The following is a 19,557-nucleotide window of genomic DNA, read 5'->3' on the forward strand; positions in this document are numbered from 1 at the left end:
ATATGAAACTAGATCAAAGAGGAAGTACTCAATTACTTCTATGTCTCTTTCTACTAATGGCCCTAAGTGGTATTAGCGCTATAACAGTTAAAAAGCTTATTTATCTTCATAAGAATAGACTAAGACTACACTCATTAATATGCATGAGAAAATCTCACTTCTTTCAAGCTAAGTTTATTAATCAAATAAATTCAACCAATAAACATATTAGAATCTCCTACTACGCATCTTTACTTCCTATTCCCAGTGTCTCTTCTGCAGCAAAAACATCTTTAACCATTCTAAAGGCCAAGCAACAAATAAATCTGATTAGCTTCTATAGAGATATTTATAAAGTAGAAGAGTGTTCAAAAGTAACGAAGATAAACATCTTTTCATCTTCTTTCTACCAACTTAAATCAAAATTCATATTCATGAGGAATATAGATCACACAACGAGAGTTTCAATAAAGAAACAAGTAAAGTTTCGCTATTTCACATCTGGAAAATTATCTTTTAAAACACCTCCCGTCATTTTCAAATCATCCTTTAAGCTGGATAACCGCTTTGACATAAGGCCTAAGGTCTTTACGAAGGTGTATGAGCTATGAGCAATAGAGGTTCTAGTGAACTTGAAGTTTCCATTTTTCTCTTTGCTCTGAGCTTAAGCTTTTTTTCATTCGTAAAAATAAGTACATATTTAAGAGATATAGAACAAAGAGATCTAAATGAGTTTGAAAGAAAATGGAATAAGTTCTCCTCTAGAACTATTCAAAGAGTCTACAAAGAGAAAGAATCAATCAGATAAGAAAAAGCTTTGTATTCAATTCTTGGTGATATTTATACTCTCTCATTTTGCGAGAACTCTACTACAGACTCCTGAAGTGGTCATAAAGTCAGAAGAAGTAATCAGCAAGCGAGATGGTTACACGAGATTAGAAATAAAAGCTTATTCAATCATCCCAAATGATCAAAAACTTGCAAACCTTATACATACAACGAGTGCAACTGAGATACAGGGTGTTCATATTCTCCAAAGAACTATTCACGAAGAAGGGCAATTCACTGTGTTGCTAGATATTCCAACCAAGTATTACTCAACATTTGTAATGAAGCCTAATAATTGGAAGCTAATTCCATTTAGAGAAATACCACTTAAAAGGAGAAAGAACTTTGAAATCATTTTTTAGATTAATGCTCTTTAGTACATTGAGCATATCTCAAGTCCAAGCCATGAAAGATACACCTTTAGTTCTTATAACTTATGAAGGCAGCGATATTGAATCATTTAATCAGATTCAGAAAATTATGAATGAGCACTTTCAAGTAAGTAAAGAACTCTACCAAGTTGAGTTAGGTCCATGTAAGAAGAAACACAGCTTGGCCACTCATGTTTGTATTGATAAAGATCTCAATGTGACAACTCTCTCGCGAAATAATGAAGTCATGGAAGATATGCTTGGAATTTATTGGAAATAAAAAAGCCCACAATGAGTGTGGGCAAAAAAATACGGGCCGCTAATAGGACCCGTGCATAATAATCTCGACGATTAATCTAGATTACTTATCTTGGTGAATCGCAAACTTAGGAGTTGTTCCCTTGTTTCTATTAGCAGCCTTTCTCTTAGCACCAGCTTTAACTTTCTTATTTGCTCTTCTAGTTTTAGTAATTCTTGTATTAGAAACCATGATTTCTCCCCTATATCTTAAAATCTTCAATTTTTATTTCATTTCTACCCATAGTAGAAACAAGTTTTTACCTACTTTGGGCCAAGTTGTCAAAGTTTTAATCCTTAACTACTTAATTATCGTATCACCAAAATCTCTAAGTAGCTGTAAAAACGATACTACGAATATCCATCATATAAATATTGCCGTGGGAGAATACTATAGAATCCCAACTCCAAACCTCGAAAACTACGCAGTGAGTAATAAAGAGCTCTTATCCGTGAGGCATAGAAAAGCGCAGGAAGGCCTCCTGATTCGTGGAAAACATCAAGGTTTTAGCACGATCAAGGTATGGAATAGTCATCAGGTAGAAAAGAAGTATCATATTTTTATTCAAACAAAGATAGGCTTGGCAAAGATGAAGCTCTTGGCCCTTAATTTTGAACAAATGGGAATTGATACTGAATTGTCTTCTTCTAAGTTGAAATTATGTTCAACAATAACAGAGCTCAATCAATTTAAAAGTATTTCCTCTCTTCTGAAGTCTAGTGAGAAATCAATCAATATAGATAATCAACTACTCATCTCAAAAGAACTTCAAAGAGAATTGGCGAACTTAATTTATCCAAAGTTTTTGAAAAATAAGGTTTCTGATATTATTTGCCAATTTCATCAGATGCCAATCCGTTGTAAAGTTCCTAAATCAAATCTTGATATTGATAGTCTTGTTAAATATTGGTTTCATGAAATTCCAATAGAAATACATCAATTTCAAGATGAACTAACATTAGATAATTTTAAACTTAAAACAAAATTGATTCTTCTTGAGTCTGCTTCCAGTGAGGTTCTAGCACTTGGTCTCGATAAGATTTCTAACAACCTCTATGCCTTAATAAGAAACGATCTCAACTCTTTTATCGGAGAGAATATAATCAACTTTGAAAATAAGAGAGTTAAGCTCTCATCAATTGCTACTCCTGAGATTATAACAAGAGTTAATAATGAAGGGGAAATTAGTATAGGTAGCGAGATCCCCTTTACTAGAAAATCTAAGGAAGAATATGTTACGAATTGGAAATTCGCCGGGCTCAAAATAAAAACAAAGTTAGAAAAAGAAAATAATGAATACTTTCTAAATATTGAAACTGAGCTCTCTAGGCCAATGCAAAGTTCGGGTGCCTCAACAATCAGTTCAAATAAAACAAAATCTAGAGTAAAAATCACTCAGGGGAAATCTCTTAAAATTACAGATATAGGGCACCAAGGTATACAACACCAAAACACCTCTCTTCCCTACTTATCGAAGATCCCTTTGCTGGGAAAGCTTTTCACTTCTAGCTCAGAAATTGAAACTTATAAGAATATACAGCTCTACGTACAACTTGAGAGAATGCCATGAATATAGCAGAAGATATTTATAGAATTTCGAGAGCATTTATTCGTGACTCCATCAATAGAGGAAAGTTTCCAGATGTGAATCAAATCATTGGTAACTTAAACCTACAATTCGGTGAAGACTGGGAAATTCTCTTACCAAAAGAGAGCTTACAAATATGGTACGACTCAATTGCAACGATGAACTTTTTAAAGCTAAAAGAAGGGCTTGAAGAGATTATTATTCACGATGAAGAAAATATTCAGTATTTCTACAAAGATAAAATTACGAAGAACTCTATTTCATTAGACTTCGAAGATTTAGATTTATCTTATAGGCTTCTCTGTCTACAAAATAAAGTCGACTGGAATATTACAAAGCCATTTGTGAGTTTTAGATCAAAGATCGGTTATACTAATATTAGGGTTTCTCTCACTCACTCCTCTCTCTCTCAAGTTCACTCACATAAATGTTCTATTCGAATAATCTCCACGGAGAGCTTTGCACTGGAGACTTTCTTTGAAGATAGAAGTGAATGTGAAGTTGTAAAAAGGCTTTTTAAAGAAAAGAATAATATAGTGATCTGTGGATCAACTGGTAGTGGTAAAACTTCATTTATCTCTTCACTCCTAAAAGAGGTGGGACAAAGTGAACACACTTTGATTATAGAAGACACACTTGAGATAAACTCTCCTAATAGAACGACAACCAGGCTAGTAGCGAAGGATCAAGAGAATTACTCTTTAAGAGACTATTGCTCTTACGCTCTTAGGTTAAGGCCAGATCGACTCATCCTTGGAGAGATCAGATCTAGTGAAGTTGTTCCGTTAATATTGAACTCCAATACTGGCCATAAGGGAATGCTAACAACGATTCATGCCAATAGTGCTATTGACTGTCCAGATCGAATATCTACCTTACTCTCACTCTATTCTGGAATTAAGGGAATGAATAACGACATGGCACTGACTCTAATTACAAAGGGAATAGATAATATAATTTTTCTAGAAAAGAAGAAGGTAAAGTCTGTAATAAAATTGCTGGGGCACGAGAGTGGGAAGGTAAATTACGAAGACGTTATAGAATCTTCGAATGAACCTCTCTTACAAAATCTTCAATATCTTCGCTAAGAATTCGTAGAGCAACATACTCATTTGTTTGCTTATAGATTTCATAATCACTGAGATTATTTAGGATAGAGACTTCTTCACTTAAGAGGTTTTCACCAATTATTGAGAGGATATCCCCCTCAAGGGCAAGACCTACGACACCATCTCTCTTTGGGAGGTCAAATATCCTTGAACCAACTTCACTTGGTAGTAGAGTTGACTTCACAACAACAGGAAACTTTGCTCTCATGGCCGGTTCAAGAGTTCTTTCAAATAGAACCTTCGCTCCAAATTGAGCAAGCCTAGAAGCGTGATCATAACTTAACTGCTCTATGAACTTTGCACTTGGTACAATTCGCGGATCACAGGTTGCGACTCCGGCAACATCTGTCCAAATAAAAACTTCACTTGCGCTAAAGGCTTCCCCTAAAAGAGTTGCACTATAGTCAGAACCTTCTCGTCCTAGAGTTGTTGTCTCACCACTTATAGTAGAACCTATAAAACCTTGTGTAACAATGAGGGCATCCTCAATTGCAGGCTTCCAAAGTTGGACTCTCTGTGAGATTTCACCGATCAGAGGAGAAGCGCAATTCCACGAATCGTTAGTAATCATAATCTCTCTAATGTCCTTTAGAAGAATTGCTCTGTCGTGCTGAATACTAAGGTATGAAGAAAGAATTAAGCTAGAGAAGCGCTCACCTAAACTATAGAGAGCATCCATTTTCTTTGGAAGAATCTCTCCATCACCGAGAATACTTTGCGAGCACATTTGTAGCTCACTCTCAAGTTCACTGAGAGAGAGACCAATATCAAGTTCCAAGTCGTCTGCAATGGCCCTATGTCTTAAGGTGAGGGATTCTAATTGCTTTTGCATTAGATTCACTTCATTCAAGGATGCGGACTTTGCAATTTGCTCTAACTCGTTTGTGGTATTCTTTGTCGCACTTACAACAACGATTCCACAATTTGAATGATTGAGAATAATTTCACTTACTCTTTTCATGGCAGTAGCATCTTGAACACTACTGCCACCAAACTTAAAGATCTTCAAAAATTAATCTCTAGTAAGCTTCTTATAAGTATGTCTCTTAGGATTAACGGCCGCGTCACCTAAACGCTTACGCTTGTCTTCTTCATAGTCAGCGAAATTCCCTTCAAACCAAATGCTCTCTCCATTACCTTCAAAAGCAAGGATATGAGTGGCGAGTCTATCTAAGAAAGCTCTATCGTGGGAAATAATTACGGCACAACCAGCAAAGTCCACAAGAGCTTTCTCGAGAGCTTGCAGAGTATTTACGTCAAGGTCGTTTGTAGGCTCATCCAGCAGTAAAACGTTTCCACCAGTGAGAAGAGTTGCTGCTAAATGCACTCTATTTCTCTCTCCACCAGAAAGCTCACTAACTTTCTTCTTTTGGTCTTCACCTGAGAAGTTAAACTTAGCAATATAGGCCCTTGAGTTTACTTCTTGCTCACCTAATTTAATAAATTCAGTTCCACCAGATACCGTTTCATAAATCGTCTTCTCAGGATCAAGAGCACGCCCTTGATCAACGTAACTTAACTTCACTGTATCACCTACTTTAAAAGTACCACTTGTAGGCTCTTGCTCACCAGTGATCATTCTAAAGAGAGTTGTCTTACCAGCACCGTTGGCACCGATAATACCTACAACACCACCAGGAGGTAGTTGGAAGTTTAAGTTATCGTAGAGAACTTTATCATCAAATGCTTTAGAAACATTTTCAGCTTCAATAACAGAGTTTCCAAGACGTGGCCCAGTAGGAATAAAGAGATCGTTAGTTTCGTTTCTCTTCTCTTGAGAAGACTTAAATCTCTCATCATAACTCTTGATTCTTGCTTTTGACTTTGCCTGTCTTGCCTTAGGAGAACTTCTAATCCACTCAAGTTCCTCTTTCATGGCCTTTTGCCTCTTAGACTCAGTTTTCTCTTCCTGAGCAAGACGCTTCGATTTCTGCTCTAGCCAATCAGTATAATTTCCTTCAAATGGAATTCCTTGTCCTCTATCGAGTTCTAGAATCCATCCTGCAACATTATCAAGGAAGTATCTATCGTGGGTTACAGCAATAACTGTACCTTTGTATTGTTGTAAGTGACGCTCTAACCACCAAACTGTTTCAGCATCAAGGTGGTTTGTTGGCTCATCTAGAAGGAGGATATCTGGCTTTTGTAAAAGAAGTCTACAAAGTGCAACCCTTCTCTTCTCACCACCTGAAAGGACACCACACTTTTGATCACTTGGAGGACATCTTAGTGCTTCCATCGCAAGGTCTAACTTGCTGTCTAGTTCCCAAGCCTCTGCGTGATCAAGCTTATCTTGAAGCTTGGCCTGCTTATCTAATAGTTCATTCATTTCATCATCGCTCATTGGCTCTGAGAATTTCATAGAAATCTCATCGAATTGAGCAAGCATATCTACAACTTCTTGGCACCCTTCCTGAACAATTTCCTTAACTGTTTTATCTGGATCTAGTGTAGGCTCCTGCTCTAGGTAACCAACAGTATATCCCTTTGCCATATGTGTTTCACCGAGGTGATCTTCATCAATACCAGCAAGAATCTTTAGTAGTGTGGACTTCCCCGCACCGTTAAGACCTAAAACACCAATCTTGGCCCCGTAAAAGTATGAAAGTGAAATATTTTTAAGGATGTGTTTGCTCTTAATTACCTTTCCAACTCTATTCATTGAATAGATGATTTGCTTATCATTTGTTTGGGCCACTTCTTACCTCTGCTTAGTGTCAAATTATTAAAAAATTCAATACTAAGCTATTACAGCTAGACCCAAATATCAATCTCTTAGAGCGTCAATTAGCCTTTTATAAAAGCATTGTTACAAAACTAAAGAGATAAACAAAATAGCTGAGAAAACCAGCGATAAGTAGAGAGATAAATTTGGCAGCATTCATAAATTCCTGAAACTTCTTCTGCCCCGTGGCCCTTAAAAACGAGAGTTCATCTTCTAGCTCCGGCAAAACTTCCACTAGACCATCCCCACTTTCTTGCCAATGCGAAAGAGTTTTAGCAAAGAGCTTATCCCAGCTATGGTAGCGCTTATTTGAAGTTTGACCAATTGAGTCCCAATCAATATTTTTAATAACTCTTCCCACCGAAAGCCCACTTGCAGAGAGAGTTTTAACAATCAATAGATTCTTTAGACGAATAATTCCTCCGCGAATAAAGATCCGGTTTAAAAGCACACCACTTATATGTAGAAAGCTTAGTCCAAATACTTGAAGGAAGATAATGACAAAGTAGGTCTCACTCTTAGTCTCAAACATTGACCTGGTAATGAGAATCATCATTAAAATAAGTATCCCCATAATGAACTGCTGAAAGTAAGCTCCGTGAAGAACACTTTTATTTTTCTTCTCTTCGCGCATAGAGCGAAAGGCTTCTTTCTTTAAAAGAAGTAAGGATTCATTGGCCTTAGCACCATAGAGTTTCCTGACTTCGAGTAAGAGTTTTGCCAATCTATAAAGCTCCCCCTCTACAGCCGGAGAAGATACTTCTGCTCCCTCAATTAAGCGCACAACTCCCTTATAATCCTCCCCTTTAGCTCGAAGAAGACTCTTAGGTCTTAGAAATAAAAATAAAGGAAGGAGTGCTACGAGATATTCCATACTTACCCTGTCTAATCGTTATTGACGATTGACGTTAAAAGGAATTTCTGGAATAAACAAACAACATGAAAACAATAGATCAAGATAATTCACAAGCGAAAAATCCTTCACTTTACTCCCCTACTCAGGTGAGTTTAGATATCATGAACTTGGAGATTCTCATCTCAAAGCTCAAAGGGATTTGTCACGAAATCGATCCCTACACAGAACTTACTCTTAGTATGAAAGAGAGACTTATTGACGTTGGGATTGAAGAATTCAACGACCCTTTTGCTCTCACAAATCAGCTTCTCTTCATGACTGAGAATGCTATTGAAGAGCTTGCAAAACTAAAAGAAGAAAATTAATTCCATGGCAACTAAAGTAAAGAAACATAAATTACCAAGGGTAAAACTTCACCCTGCAACTCTTAAACACGCAAAGAAGGGACACCCTTGGGTTACAGAAGACTCATACACTAAAGAATTCCCGAGAAAACAAAATCTTCTCATTGGGAAGAATCCTAAAGGTGATGAAAAACTCTTTCTGTTACACGACCCTACTCACAAGAAAGTAAAAGCAAGAATTTGGGAAATCGGAACTGAACTTCCAGAGTCTCCAAATGGTTTTCTAAGATCTTTTAATCATAGATTAGAAGAGTCGTTCTTAAAGAGAGTATCTGCTAGAGAGAAGTACCAAAGAGATAATTTCTATCTCTGCTTTGCAGAGGCCGATGGAATACCTGGATTAATGATTCAAAAATTTGGAAATGTAGCACTAATACAGATATATAGTGATTTCTGGTTCTTCTTTAAGAATGATATCAGACGAATTGTTAAGGCCCACTGCGCCTCTCACTTCCCAGAGGTTGATAAATTTATTTTTCAACAGAGAAAAACTTCAGACGCTGTTAACTTTGAAAACCTTGAAAAGAAATTAACAGAAATTACAATTCAAGAATTTGGTATTAACTATCATTTACGTTTTGATTATAGGTATGACATCGGTATCTATAGCGATATGTCTGCCATTAGAAAGAAACTTACTAATGAATTTAGAAATGCAAAATCTGTTCTAAACTTATATTCATATACTGGAGCCTTTAGTCTCTTCGCTCTCTCTAAAGGAGCAACAGATGTTCACAGTGTGGATCTTTCAAAAGATTATATCACTTGGCTAGAGAAAAATATTGAACTCAACCCACAGCTAAACTCTTCACATCATGAAAGTAAAATTACTTCTGTTGAAAAAGCCCTTAAGAGCTACGCGGATGAAGGAAAGAAGTTTGACCTTATCATTTGTGACCCTCCAAGCTTTTCAAGTGATGGAAGAAAGAGTCAAAGTGCACTAAAGAGTTATGACAAACTTATTCCTATGATTGAGAGTTGCTTATCTGATGAGGGTAAGGCAGTCGTATTCTTAAATACACATCATATTCTAAGAAAGAAATTTAATGAGAGAATCGAACAGCTTGCGAGTAAGAGTGGTATGCGTGTGGCAAAAGCTCTTAGAATGGAAGAAGACTGTGTCACACTAAGTGGTTTTCCTGAAGGGGATTATCTTAAAGGACTACTTCTCTCTAGAAAGTAATGTAAAGCTCAGAGTTAAACCTTTTCAATACTATTTTTTTTCTTCTATAATTAGTGAAAAGTTAAAATGGAGAAAAAATGAAAAAACTATCTTTAATTAGTCTCTTTGTACTACTTCAAGGTGCAAATGCTGAAGTTATCATTCCTGACCTTAGACCAGGAAGCTATGAGCTATCCCAAGGCCTCTCTTCCCTATCTTGGACAGATAGAAATGCCTTTAGAGTAAGTACTCAAGGGGATAAGAATAAGAATAGAGATAATAATGGCACTCTAAATTCTGATACATATACAAGCTATCAGGAAGGTAATTTATTTTACTCGACGGAGAGCTTTAATTTAGAGATAGGACTAGGTATTTACGATAGTGACCATGAAGCCTATGGCTCACTCTCTGACTATGACACTGACTTCTTAGCTTTCTCAGTTCACGCGGCCAAGAAGTTTAATAATTTTACACTTGCTGCAGGAATTGAAAAATCCGACGAAGATCTTCACAATACTCACTCAAGTGCAAATGAACAACATCGTGAACTTTCTTACTCAATTGCGGGAAGTTATAATTTCAACAAAAACTACTATGTAGGCGCACAGATTTCAAAGACAACAAGAAAGAATGAACTACACGCCTCAAATATTACATTAGAAACAGAGCTAGATTTCTACAATTACACTCTAGGTATTGGACATGTTTCTGATGACAAGAATCTAACTTCGGAATTATACCTAACAAAAGAAACTGATGATAAGACGGACACTGACTCTAAGGGAAGCTCTCTTGAAATTGGTTCAAATATTTTCTACCAAGTGAATAGATTCTTAGTAGATACTGCTATCTCTCATACAAGTGGAAAGAGTTATGATAAGAAAACTGAATCAAAGTTTTTCTTCCTAGAGCTAAACCCAGAATATGCTTTTAGTAATTATAACTTCTTCGCCGGTGTTATTGCGAATTTTGGAAAAGGCTCAAGTGAGAACACGACAAGTAACACAAATAATTTAGATGTTAAAACTAGAGAATACGGGGGTGAAATTGGTTATAGATCAGAGACATTTGAATCTACCTTGACTATGACTTCAGTAAAATCTGAAAACACTTATGATAATTCTCCTAGCTCTAATAATACAGATAGAGAACATATTTCAAAACTTGATGTTATCATTAAATTCTAAATCATAAAAAAAGGAGCTATATCAGCTCCTTTTTTTATCTACAAGTTACATTACCAAATGCGCCTACTAGTGGATCCATATAAGGATTATTTGCGTACACAAAGCCTCTCATACATTGACCAGGAAGTAGTACCTTAGTCTGAACCCCGTTAAAAGAATATCCATAACTAGTTCTTCCCTGCACATTCAATGTACATGTAAGTGGTCTGTATCCAGCAAAGTTACAGGCTTCACATTGAGCCTGAGCTCCGCTAACTAAGAAACAATTTGCAGCTGCTGTGTAATATGCATTTGAAGACACGCTCACAAGTGCTAACACTGCGATTAAGAATGCTCTCATAATTTCCCCTTTTCTTTTGGTCATATCAAAGAGGGGGCAATACCGTCAAAGAGGATGTAAATGAAGGTAATTTTTTTAGGATTAATCCCCCTCAAAGAGAGCTGAGGGGGTAAGAGTGTAGAATCTTAATTATTCGCAAAGAATATGCGCTTCAATTGACTCAATATCAGTCCACTTAATAGTTGGATTTGAACCAGCATACTTAGCACTTTTTACAACAACTTTTGCAGTATTTGGGTGATAGTCATATGTGTAAGTTGCTGAAAAAGTTGTCGTATAGTAGTAATCAACTACACCTTGATCAACACGATCAACAACAACCTCAGTGTTTAGTTCTCTTAATCCGTAAGCATTAATGCACTTGTAGTCTTCTAGAAGTACAGCTGCAATCTCTTTTTTAAGAGCTGGGTGTAGCTTTGATTCTGCACTATAAATTGATTCAACAGTGTTAGCACTTACTGATACGCAAGATAAGAATAGTAATGTCATTAGTGATTTCATAAAGTCTCCAAAGTTATGTTTTATTAATTGAAGCTTAAGTATCACCGTAGAAATGTGAAATACAGTTATGGTTTTGTTAGGAATCGTTTGGAAAATTTAATGAAGAAAGTTTGCACAAAAAAGGCCTTCAAACGAAGGCCTATACTTTTAATTACTTAACGATTCTATCACGCCAAGCTCTAATATCAGGAGCAAGGTAGTCATACTTCATTGAATCAAGCGTATATTGAGCAAACTCATAGTCAGTTGTGTGTGTTAGACATTCAGTAGGACAAACAGTCGTACAAAGTCCACAGTAACAACAAAGGGCCGTATCAATAGTGTATTGATGTAAATCTAATCTAATTGGATTTCCATTAGAGGCCTTTAACTTTGGAGCGTCCTTGTCTCTCTTAGTTGCTGTAATATAAATACAGTCAACAGGACAAGCAACTGCACATTGGTAACAACTAATGCAGTTTTCAGCGTCATTAAATAAACGAGATCTTGAATTCTCAGGAAGAATTTCTCTTACCTCTGGGTACTCAATAGTTACAGGCTTAACCCCGTAAACATACTTAAGTGTAATCCCCATTCCCTTACTAACAGTTTTTACTGCACGGAAGATATTTAATAACCATTTTTTAAAAGTTAACTCTTCTGGTTGTCTAGTTGTCGTAAGTGTTGTCGTATTCATCGGTCAACCTCTCCAAGTACAATATCAATAGAACCAATTGAAGCTACAAAGTCTGCTATCATCTGACCTGGGGCCATATCTGGTAACATTGAAACGTGTGTAAAACATGATGACTTAACTTTAACTCTATAAGGGTTCTTAGTTCCATCAGCTACAATGTGGTAACCAAGTTCACCTCTTGGGCACTCAGTTCTCATGTAAATTTCACCTTTAGGAACTTTTAGGACTTTAGGAACTTTCCCCATAATAGGTCCTTCCTCAATTCCTTCAAGACACTGGCGAACAATTTTAATTGATTCGAAGATCTCCATGATTCTTACATAGTAACGATCCCAGCAGTCACCGACTTGTCCTTTAAGACCTTCACCAACAACTGTATCAAAATCAAAGTCTTCATAGATTGAGTATGGTCTCTTCTTTCTTAGATCCCAATCAATTCCAGAACCTCTAAGTACAGGTCCAGTCGCTCCGTAATCGTATGCCATCTCTTTTGAAACAACACCTACGTTGGCTGTTCTTCCAATGAAGATTGAGTTCTCACCAACTAGGTTGTGGTATTTCTTTACGTTCTCTTCTAACTCAACTAAGAAGTTTTCAATTCTCTTAAGTTGGTCATCACTGATGTCGTTCCAAACTCCACCAATCCAAACATAATTATAAAGAAGTCTAGCTCCTGAAAGCTCTTCAAAAATTCTTAAGATAAATTCTCTATCTTGGAATGCATATAGAAATGGAGAGAAAGCTCCAAGGTCAATGGCATAAGTTCCAAAGAACATTAAGTGAGATGCAATTCTTTGAAGCTCTGCAACCATAACTCTTATATATTCAGCTCTCTTAGGAACCTCAGTTCCTAGCATTTTCTCAATGGCCAAACAGTAACCATGCTCCATGTTCATAGCAGCAAGGTAGTCCATTCTATCAGTGTAAGGAATAACCCCTCTATAATCTAGAAATTCAGAGTGCTTCTCTTTACATCTGTGTAGATAACCTAAGTGAGGAATTGCCTCAGCTACTGTTTCAGAATCTGTTTTAATCTCTACTCTAAGAACCCCGTGAGTAGCAGGGTGCTGAGGACCCATATTAAGAGTCAAAAGATCAGTGTGAAGTTTTTCTTGATTAGAAATATCCATCTTACTCTTCTCCCTTCTCTTGCGAAGACTTCTCAGCATCGGCCTTTGCTTTCTTAGCGGCCTTAATCTGTGCAACTCTATCTTTTGCTTTATTTGCTAAGTCTTGATCAATCCAAACGTGCTCATCAACCCATGAACCAGAAACCTGTGTTGGATCTTCGTGATCAATTCTCATTTTTGCAAAGAATTCAATATCGGCTTTGTTAATCTTGTCTTCAGGATTAACAACCATATCCATATACTTTTCTTGAACGACATAGTCTTTTCTTAGAGGGAAACCTTCCCAGTCATCTGGACAAAGGATTCTTCTAAAGTCTGGATGATTTTCAAAAACAACACCAAGCATGTCGTAAGTTTCACGCTCTTGAAAGTTAGCAGATTTCCAAATATCACAAACGCTCTCTAGCTTTGGAAGATTCTCTCCCTCACCTCTAGCAACTCTTGTCTTAAGGATTAGCTCTGTATTCTCAATGAAACTTGCTAAGATATAATTCACTTCAATTTGGTTTTCTTCTGGGTAATCAACACCAGAGATAACTTGAAGAACATTCATTTTAAATTTGTCACTTCCCTTAAGGGCCTGGCAAACTTGCTTTATGTAAGTAGGCTCAACTGTAACTGCACTATCACCAACTTCAGCGATATTTGCGACAGCATTACAACCTGAAACTTCCGCATTTAAAAACTCTACAACTTCACTATGCATGCTTCACCCACTTATCTCTAAGAAGTCTTTCGTTAGCAATTTTCTTTTGTAGTGTCATTAGACCTTCAATAAGAGCTTCTGGTCTAGGAGGACAACCTGGTACATAAACGTCTACAGGAACAATCTCATCTACACCTTTAAGAACGTGGTATCCGTGTTGCCAATAAGGTCCTCCCTTATTTGCACATGAACCCATTGAGATAACATACTTTGGTTCTGCCATTTGCTCATAAAGAGTCTTAATTCTTGGTGCCATTTTAAGTGTTACAGTTCCTGCAACAATCATTAAATCGGCTCTTCTTGGTGTGGCCATAAATGCCCCACAACCAAATCTTTCCAAGTCATACTTTGAAGCACCTGTTGCCATCATTTCGATTGCACAACAAGCTAAACCAAATGTCATTGGCCAAAGAGAATTCTTACGACCCCAATTAAAGAAGTCATCCAACTTCATCAAAACGACGCTGTCTTGCATTAGCGTTTTCCTTTCTTTATTCAATTTTAGATTTTTGAAATTATCCCATAATTTTTACCTTTCGCACAGGTTTTAGTCAATGTAAGGGCGTGAAAAAATACCGATTTAGTCAGACAAATGCTGTGCAACAAGTAACGACATCATTTGTCAAAATAAGATTTAAGGACGAAACTGAGAACAACGCGTCTTGTAAGAAGCGTAGAGATTCTTAAACTTTCCAAAGCTCAAAGAGGCCGGAGAACGAGAACTGGTGCCCATTCCCTCTCTCATCATAACGAGTCGGTTGTAATCATTTTCACAGGCCTTCCCCATTATGGTTGTAAACTCACTTAATGCGGCGACAGGATATGGGAGACCGTAGGCAGATGAGATATAGAGAGCCTCTCCCTTACCTAATTTAGGAAACTTTGACTTCTCCCAACCATATTTATTGATAATTTCTTCAAAATTTTCAGAGTACTCTCCAACATCATAAAAGCGAGCAACGCCTAGAGACTTTGAAAAATTTCCCGTTTGTGGGTCGACAACATTCTTACAATTAGAGCTAGTCTTAAAGTTACTAGGCCTCAACTCTTTTAGTACTCGACACTCAATTAAGTAAGCATCTACTTCGCCGCCTCTTCCCTCAATAACTGAGCTTACAAATTGATCCACTGTGAACTTTGTCACATAAGGATTAAATGGCTCACGATATGAGTAATGCGTTAGTTCGTGGGCAAGATCTAGAACCGCATCCTGAAAAGAGAGACCTTTATTTAAATATACTTTAGATTTAGTTTGATAATGAATTTCGCTAGGATTATCTGGTGAGAATTTTCTAATAAGAGTTGTGTCTGTAAGGGAGCTACTCCCTACATCAATCACATCTCTAAGACTTGCTCCTACACTCTTTGCCTTCTCTGTAGATCTGGCAATAATAAGTCTTCCAGTTTTTGATGTTGCAAGAGTTTGTAAAACCTTCTCAAGAGATTTCTCTTTTCCTTCTCGAGAATTGTACCAACTCTTATCCCAATTCTCCTGCACGTCAATGTGAATCACGCGCGCTCTTCTATTGAATGACTTTGCAGACACTGAGCTAATAAGCAGCGAAAAAGAAAATAAGATCAATGGTTTAAACAAAACACTCATTGATCTACTTTCGGAAAATTAAGGGGGCTTCTTTAGAAGTTTACTCTCTTTTGAATAAAGTACTTTTTCTTCTTACTTTCTACCATTACTTGACCAATTGACTTGGTACTATTTTCTAAACCTTCCACTCTAAGTTTTAGATTGTAAGTTCCAGGAAGTAAGTTTAATTCTGTCATTCTTATAGAGGCAGGAATTGTTGCCCACTGCCTTGTATCAGCTTGCTCAGAAGCCTCTATCCCCTTACTCGACGCCACATACTGTAAAACCGCTCCACTCTTAGCGAGGAATTCATTTTGATCTTTAAGACTCTTGTATGTTGCATAGGCCGCGAGAATTGCAATAACGTGCTTAGTGGCCAGTCTCGCTCCAAGCTTAGGGTATAACCAAGCAGATTGTTCAACTACAGCTTGTTCAGCAATATCACCCATCGGATTAACTAAAGGAATTATCTTCTCTTTAACCTTAGACTTATCACTCCAAACCTCAAGAACAAAACTTCCCTTAGCATGGTGCTCTTCAATAACTGGCAATTCAAATGAAATTGCCGCCTGTGTTGCAGCAACGTAGCCGACAACCATTCCAACATTGGCCCCAACTGGATCGTAAGTTCCGGCGGGAGGCATGAGCCCTAGAACGTCAGCAGCAAAACTACCTAAGAGCATGGCCATAGCAGGGCTTTCCTTAGTTAAGCTCTCACCAAGTCCAAAGAATTGCTTTGAAGGAATTTTAGCTGGAATAACACCCTCTTCAATAAGAATAGAAATATTTCCAGTTTCCTGAGTTTTGATTTTCTTTGTATCGATTTTAAATGGAGCAATTTCTCTTCTCCAAGTCCTTGGTCTAAGCTTTTTACTTAGACTTAGAACCTTTTCATCTAAAAAGTTTTTAAGTTCCTTTTGATGAGTCGACATTGAAATATAGTCTTTTACAACTTTCTCCATTCCCATCTTAGGGAACTTTTCAAAGCTTTTAACATAATCAACATTCTTCATATTAAACGCTTTATAGGCGTTATAATTTTTAATGAGAAGTATGCTTGCGTCTTTATAAAGTTGATAGGCAATTTCCCTATCTTGGGAGGTGCCAATTGTTTCATGAATTCGAGCTCCAAGTATTTTAGCAGAGAGATCATTTTTAAAGACTGGATTTCCACTTCTTTCATTCTTTAAATCTTTTAAAAAAGAATCCCATGCCAGAAGCTCGGCCCTTGCTCTAAAGAGCGATTGTCTTTTGTCATTATCACTTTGCTTCTTCCACTCGAGCTTTATCTCTCCTTTCTCGGCCAGCTTTTCATGATCAACTTCATCTTTATAAGATAGAATGAAATGATTAAGGGCTTGGTAATAGAAAAGAGTTGAGAGTTCATACTTCTCACCGTAGTAAATATCTGAACTCTCATTTGCAATATATGTCTTAAGTTTTTTAGAAATCCTTACAGTATATTGCTTACGTGCAAGAGTTTTCGCTTCTTCAAAGACTTCAATGGACTTCGCATATCTACCTAGTCCATGATAAATCAGGCCTTTCTCCATAAGATAAAGAAGCTTGGACTCAGGGTTCTTTTTGAAGAACTCCGAAGCTTCAAGAGACTTCAGAGCATTAGCATAATCCCCTTGCTTAACCATTGACCTCAACTCTCTTGAGATCTTACGGCCTCTACTGGCACAAGAGACCAGTAGAGTAATACAAAGAAAATAGAAGAGAAGTTTTTTAACTCTTACCATCCACTTCCACTTTGTTCAGAATACTTTGAAAGTTTTGCTCTTGTTCTTAAAACTTCTAAACCACTCTCAATATTTGTCATACGAATATTAACTGAGTATTGCTTAATTGTTTTACCTTTTCTCGTTTCAGGCTTCATGTAGACATTTCCAAATATCATAATATCTGCACCAACTTGTTTACCGATATTTTTTGCAGTATTTGGATCAACCATTCCATCATTTTGATAAGTAATTTCTTTTAAAATATTCTCTCTTGCAGAAGCGTCAACTAGAATAAAGTCACCACTTGCAGAGATCTCATTTAAAAACTCATCATTGATATCATTAATTGGAAAGTAAGCTTCTGAAGTTAAGTTTTTAACCTCACCGATGAAAACAGTTGGCGTTTTTCCAGATTTTCTTAAGTAACGTTTAAAGCCATTATGCTTAGAAATATTTTCTAAAATTTCTTGAACAACTCTTTCAGTATCTCCCTGAACCCATTGGTCAGTTATCTCCATTGCTCTCTCATCAGACTCAGCAGAGTCAACTCTCTTTGCTTGGAAGCTTCCACAACTTGTTACGAATAAAAGTGAAAGCATTAATGCTGTTATCTTAATCATTATAAATCTCCTAAATTAAATTTCGCCCCTCTTGGCCTTGTTAAAATTTTCCGCGGCATTATCAAGCGCTTTCTTCACATTAGACTTAGTCGCCTCGTCACCAGATTGATTTGCAACAAAATTTGCAGCTTGGTCAACAGCATCAGCTAACTTCTTAGAGTCCATTCTTACAAAGACAGCACAAGTAAAAGCATTAAAGTCTTTCTTTGCTCCAAGCTCCACTTGATATGATCTCTTCTCCCAATAAGTCTTCACAATCGCTGCTCCATGAATAAGAGCTTGAACCTTTTGTGCGAGAGTGCTTTCAACATATTGTCTAAGAGGTTGAATATTTGGATTATTCTCATCTACTGATGCATTCCCCTCTGTAGATGTTGCTAATTGCTTATCAATAAATGTTGCAATTTCACCACCGATATCTGCCTTCACATTTGCTTTGGCAATATCGCAAGCAATTCGTCTTGATACTTTCGGCTCAGTTTCAAAAGAAAAATATCTATACTTTGCAGTATCCTTTCCCTTATCTCTGGCCCAAATTTCAGGATCTTCAATCCATCCAGGTTTATAATTAGAGCTAGCATCCTTAACAACATAGTCTCTTTGAATTTCAGTATTCTCTCTTTCTTCAACTTCCCTTTCTTTGTCCGAAGAACCACATGAAGCAAGTAAGAGTAGAGAGAAAATAAATAAAAATGATCTTTTCATATAAACTCCTTAATCAATATTTAATTCGTTAAACTTTTCTTTTATATAATTATAAATACCAGGTAATGCATTTTCATAGGATTGCTTAAAGCTTCTTCCCGTTTGAATGATCTCATACTTAAGGGCTCCAATCTCTTCATTAGAGTTATTGAAACTCTTTGCACTTAGAATAAACTTATTCTTAACAAAACCCTTCACTTTCATATATTGAGGCTCTGATTGCAGCTTAACTTCAATTCGGTAGTCGCCCTTATCTGAGTTTATAATGAAATCATTCTCTATTAAGTTCTCTTTGACTGATTTTAGGATATCACTTGCTTGATCAAGTTCATTCACTCTTAGGGAGACCTTAACGCCCAATTCTCTTTTCTTTTTCTTTAAATCTAATAATGTCTTTAAGCTTATTGAACTCGTGTAGTCTGTATTCCTTAAAATTCGATATCTATCGTGAATAAAATTGCGGGTTTCATAAAGCTTTATGGCCTTATTAAGCGAGCTTCTTCTTCCATCTTTAATTAATGACTTCATTTCTGTATCGATTCGACTCATTCTATCTTCTAAAATCGTAGAGGTCTTTCTCTTGTGAAGTGCCGCTAACGAGAAGTAGCTATCTTCACTTTGAAATTTCTCTTTAATATAAGAACCCTCAACTATTTCTTCCGTCATTTCTTGAATACTATTATAAGTCTGCTCACTTACATCTCCAGCAATAACACCATCATTACTAGTAGACTCAGAAGTTGTAACTACAGAAGTATTAGACTTAATCTTTGTACTAAATATTTTTGCAATCTCATTTCTAGCAGCTGCATCTGCACCCATTGAGCCAGCTGCTTCTCCAACGGCACAGAGTTCAGTGGGAGGACAAAAACTCATCGGCGACGTGGCCCATTCAGGCAATGCATACGAGCTTAATTGAATTAAAAGAAATAGAGAGAGTGCTTTTTTAATCATTAGAAATATCCCAAAGAAATTAACTGCTAAATGCTAACTAATTGATACTAGAAATACAATTTTAAATATTGAGTTTTTTGAACATCAAGAAAAATTACTTTTGTGA

General features: G+C 36.7%; 23 protein-coding genes. 8 read left to right on the forward strand and 15 right to left on the reverse strand.

Features of this window, described 5'->3' with window-relative positions; all coding sequences use genetic code 11:
- Positions 1-2 precede the first annotated feature (2 nt).
- From BMS_RS12110 to BMS_RS12120, 3 genes are all read left to right on the forward strand, one after another.
- Positions 3-590 carry a hypothetical protein gene (locus tag BMS_RS12110; protein WP_044557582.1) on the forward strand — a complete coding sequence of 196 codons (588 nt, stop codon included), beginning with the start codon at positions 3-5 and terminating at the stop codon, positions 588-590.
- A 117-nt stretch (positions 591-707) separates the two neighbouring features.
- Positions 708-1,169 carry a hypothetical protein gene (locus tag BMS_RS12115; protein WP_014245111.1) on the forward strand — a complete coding sequence of 154 codons (462 nt, stop codon included), beginning with the start codon at positions 708-710 and terminating at the stop codon, positions 1,167-1,169.
- Entirely contained in the window at positions 1,153-1,458 is a 306-nt protein-coding gene (locus tag BMS_RS12120; protein WP_044557583.1) for a hypothetical protein, read from the forward strand. Before BMS_RS12115 ends, BMS_RS12120 begins: the two co-directional genes overlap by 17 nt.
- Before the next feature lie 81 nt (positions 1,459-1,539).
- Here the strand turns inward: BMS_RS12120 and BMS_RS17935 are convergent, their stop codons facing one another.
- Entirely contained in the window at positions 1,540-1,668 is a 129-nt protein-coding gene (locus BMS_RS17935; protein WP_267890245.1) for a hypothetical protein, read from the reverse strand.
- A gap of 76 nt (positions 1,669-1,744) precedes the next feature.
- Here BMS_RS17935 and BMS_RS12125 point away from each other — a divergent pair, with 76 nt between their 5' ends.
- The gene (locus tag BMS_RS12125) at positions 1,745-3,046 is read left to right on the forward strand and encodes a hypothetical protein (protein ID WP_157868282.1); all 1,302 of its coding nucleotides are present in this window, start codon (positions 1,745-1,747) and stop codon (positions 3,044-3,046) included.
- Positions 3,043-4,152 carry an ATPase, T2SS/T4P/T4SS family gene (locus BMS_RS17085; protein ID WP_014245114.1) on the forward strand — a complete coding sequence of 370 codons (1,110 nt, stop codon included), beginning with the start codon at positions 3,043-3,045 and terminating at the stop codon, positions 4,150-4,152. The genes BMS_RS12125 and BMS_RS17085 overlap by 4 nt, the downstream gene beginning before the upstream one ends.
- Here the strand turns inward: BMS_RS17085 and BMS_RS12135 are convergent.
- From BMS_RS12135 to BMS_RS12145, 3 genes are all read right to left on the reverse strand, one after another.
- Entirely contained in the window at positions 4,100-5,182 is a 1,083-nt protein-coding gene (locus BMS_RS12135) for an aspartate kinase (protein ID WP_014245115.1), read from the reverse strand. The two genes, BMS_RS17085 and BMS_RS12135, sit on opposite strands and share 53 nt — an antisense overlap.
- A gap of 3 nt (positions 5,183-5,185) precedes the next feature.
- The gene (gene ettA / locus BMS_RS12140; RefSeq protein WP_014245116.1) at positions 5,186-6,871 is read right to left on the reverse strand and encodes an energy-dependent translational throttle protein EttA; all 1,686 of its coding nucleotides are present in this window, start codon (positions 6,869-6,871) and stop codon (positions 5,186-5,188) included.
- A gap of 97 nt (positions 6,872-6,968) precedes the next feature.
- Positions 6,969-7,772 carry a hypothetical protein gene (locus BMS_RS12145; protein WP_014245117.1) on the reverse strand — a complete coding sequence of 268 codons (804 nt, stop codon included), beginning with the start codon at positions 7,770-7,772 and terminating at the stop codon, positions 6,969-6,971.
- Between the two features lie 65 nt (positions 7,773-7,837).
- Between BMS_RS12145 and BMS_RS12150 the strand changes: the two genes are divergently transcribed.
- The 3 genes from BMS_RS12150 to BMS_RS12160 all read left to right on the forward strand — a co-directional run bounded on the left by BMS_RS12150 (position 7,838) and on the right by BMS_RS12160 (position 10,510).
- Positions 7,838-8,119, forward strand: coding sequence for a hypothetical protein (locus BMS_RS12150; RefSeq protein WP_014245118.1), 282 nt, complete (start codon positions 7,838-7,840; stop codon positions 8,117-8,119).
- A gap of 4 nt (positions 8,120-8,123) precedes the next feature.
- Entirely contained in the window at positions 8,124-9,341 is a 1,218-nt protein-coding gene (locus tag BMS_RS12155; protein ID WP_014245119.1) for a class I SAM-dependent rRNA methyltransferase, read from the forward strand.
- A 77-nt stretch (positions 9,342-9,418) separates the two neighbouring features.
- Positions 9,419-10,510: a porin family protein gene (locus tag BMS_RS12160; RefSeq protein ID WP_014245120.1), complete on the forward strand. Its 1,092-nt coding sequence runs from the start codon at positions 9,419-9,421 to the stop codon at positions 10,508-10,510.
- Positions 10,511-10,544: 34 nt separating this feature from the next.
- On the opposite strand, the gene BMS_RS12165 is transcribed toward BMS_RS12160, so the two are convergent.
- From BMS_RS12165 to BMS_RS12215, 11 genes are all read right to left on the reverse strand, one after another.
- Entirely contained in the window at positions 10,545-10,850 is a 306-nt protein-coding gene (locus tag BMS_RS12165) for a hypothetical protein (RefSeq protein WP_014245121.1), read from the reverse strand.
- 129 nt (positions 10,851-10,979) lie between these two features.
- Positions 10,980-11,351 carry a hypothetical protein gene (locus BMS_RS12170; RefSeq protein ID WP_044557584.1) on the reverse strand — a complete coding sequence of 124 codons (372 nt, stop codon included), beginning with the start codon at positions 11,349-11,351 and terminating at the stop codon, positions 10,980-10,982.
- A 151-nt stretch (positions 11,352-11,502) separates the two neighbouring features.
- A complete protein-coding gene (locus BMS_RS12175) occupies positions 11,503-12,027 on the reverse strand; it encodes a 4Fe-4S binding protein (protein ID WP_014245123.1) in 525 nt (174 codons plus the stop codon).
- A complete protein-coding gene (locus tag BMS_RS12180; RefSeq protein ID WP_014245124.1) occupies positions 12,024-13,157 on the reverse strand; it encodes an NADH-quinone oxidoreductase subunit D in 1,134 nt (377 codons plus the stop codon). Before BMS_RS12180 ends, BMS_RS12175 begins: the two co-directional genes overlap by 4 nt.
- Before the next feature lies 1 nt (position 13,158).
- A complete protein-coding gene (locus BMS_RS17940; protein ID WP_014245125.1) occupies positions 13,159-13,863 on the reverse strand; it encodes an NADH-quinone oxidoreductase subunit C in 705 nt (234 codons plus the stop codon).
- Positions 13,856-14,362, reverse strand: a complete 507-nt coding sequence (locus BMS_RS12190) for an NADH-quinone oxidoreductase subunit B (RefSeq protein WP_014245126.1) — start codon at positions 14,360-14,362, stop codon at positions 13,856-13,858. Before BMS_RS12190 ends, BMS_RS17940 begins: the two co-directional genes overlap by 8 nt.
- A gap of 135 nt (positions 14,363-14,497) precedes the next feature.
- Positions 14,498-15,466 (reverse strand): hypothetical protein, encoded by a 969-nt coding sequence (locus tag BMS_RS12195; RefSeq protein WP_157868283.1) that lies wholly within the window; start codon positions 15,464-15,466, stop codon positions 14,498-14,500.
- A gap of 32 nt (positions 15,467-15,498) precedes the next feature.
- Positions 15,499-17,190, reverse strand: a complete 1,692-nt coding sequence (locus BMS_RS12200; RefSeq protein WP_014245128.1) for a hypothetical protein — start codon at positions 17,188-17,190, stop codon at positions 15,499-15,501.
- Positions 17,184-17,792 (reverse strand): lipoprotein, encoded by a 609-nt coding sequence (locus BMS_RS12205; protein ID WP_014245129.1) that lies wholly within the window; start codon positions 17,790-17,792, stop codon positions 17,184-17,186. The genes BMS_RS12200 and BMS_RS12205 overlap by 7 nt, the downstream gene beginning before the upstream one ends.
- A 15-nt stretch (positions 17,793-17,807) precedes the next feature.
- Positions 17,808-18,497, reverse strand: coding sequence for a hypothetical protein (locus BMS_RS12210; RefSeq protein WP_014245130.1), 690 nt, complete (start codon positions 18,495-18,497; stop codon positions 17,808-17,810).
- A 9-nt stretch (positions 18,498-18,506) separates the two neighbouring features.
- Positions 18,507-19,451, reverse strand: a complete 945-nt coding sequence (locus BMS_RS12215) for an LPP20 family lipoprotein (RefSeq protein WP_014245131.1) — start codon at positions 19,449-19,451, stop codon at positions 18,507-18,509.
- Between the last annotated feature and the right edge of the window lie 106 nt (positions 19,452-19,557).

It is taken from the genome of Halobacteriovorax marinus SJ (assembly GCF_000210915.2).
Lineage (GTDB): Bacteria > Bdellovibrionota > Bacteriovoracia > Bacteriovoracales > Bacteriovoracaceae > Halobacteriovorax > Halobacteriovorax marinus.

Coding starts and splice junctions, on each gene's coding strand:
- BMS_RS12150 (WP_014245118.1), top strand. CDS start 7,838: ATGAAAACAATAGATCAAGATAATTCACAAGCGAAAAATCCTTCACTT.
- BMS_RS12175 (WP_014245123.1), bottom strand. CDS start 12,027: ATGAATACGACAACACTTACGACAACTAGACAACCAGAAGAGTTAACT.
- BMS_RS17085 (WP_014245114.1), top strand. CDS start 3,043: ATGAATATAGCAGAAGATATTTATAGAATTTCGAGAGCATTTATTCGT.
- BMS_RS12180 (WP_014245124.1), bottom strand. CDS start 13,157: ATGGATATTTCTAATCAAGAAAAACTTCACACTGATCTTTTGACTCTT.
- BMS_RS12115 (WP_014245111.1), top strand. CDS start 708: ATGAGTTTGAAAGAAAATGGAATAAGTTCTCCTCTAGAACTATTCAAA.
- BMS_RS12165 (WP_014245121.1), bottom strand. CDS start 10,850: ATGAGAGCATTCTTAATCGCAGTGTTAGCACTTGTGAGCGTGTCTTCA.
- BMS_RS12145 (WP_014245117.1), bottom strand. CDS start 7,772: ATGGAATATCTCGTAGCACTCCTTCCTTTATTTTTATTTCTAAGACCT.
- BMS_RS12170 (WP_044557584.1), bottom strand. CDS start 11,351: ATGAAATCACTAATGACATTACTATTCTTATCTTGCGTATCAGTAAGT.
- BMS_RS17935 (WP_267890245.1), bottom strand. CDS start 1,668: ATGGTTTCTAATACAAGAATTACTAAAACTAGAAGAGCAAATAAGAAA.
- BMS_RS12195 (WP_157868283.1), bottom strand. CDS start 15,466: ATGAGTGTTTTGTTTAAACCATTGATCTTATTTTCTTTTTCGCTGCTT.
- BMS_RS12205 (WP_014245129.1), bottom strand. CDS start 17,792: ATGATTAAGATAACAGCATTAATGCTTTCACTTTTATTCGTAACAAGT.
- BMS_RS12110 (WP_044557582.1), top strand. CDS start 3: ATGAAACTAGATCAAAGAGGAAGTACTCAATTACTTCTATGTCTCTTT.
- BMS_RS12200 (WP_014245128.1), bottom strand. CDS start 17,190: ATGGTAAGAGTTAAAAAACTTCTCTTCTATTTTCTTTGTATTACTCTA.
- BMS_RS12155 (WP_014245119.1), top strand. CDS start 8,124: ATGGCAACTAAAGTAAAGAAACATAAATTACCAAGGGTAAAACTTCAC.
- BMS_RS12215 (WP_014245131.1), bottom strand. CDS start 19,451: ATGATTAAAAAAGCACTCTCTCTATTTCTTTTAATTCAATTAAGCTCG.
- BMS_RS12210 (WP_014245130.1), bottom strand. CDS start 18,497: ATGAAAAGATCATTTTTATTTATTTTCTCTCTACTCTTACTTGCTTCA.
- BMS_RS12160 (WP_014245120.1), top strand. CDS start 9,419: ATGAAAAAACTATCTTTAATTAGTCTCTTTGTACTACTTCAAGGTGCA.
- BMS_RS17940 (WP_014245125.1), bottom strand. CDS start 13,863: ATGCATAGTGAAGTTGTAGAGTTTTTAAATGCGGAAGTTTCAGGTTGT.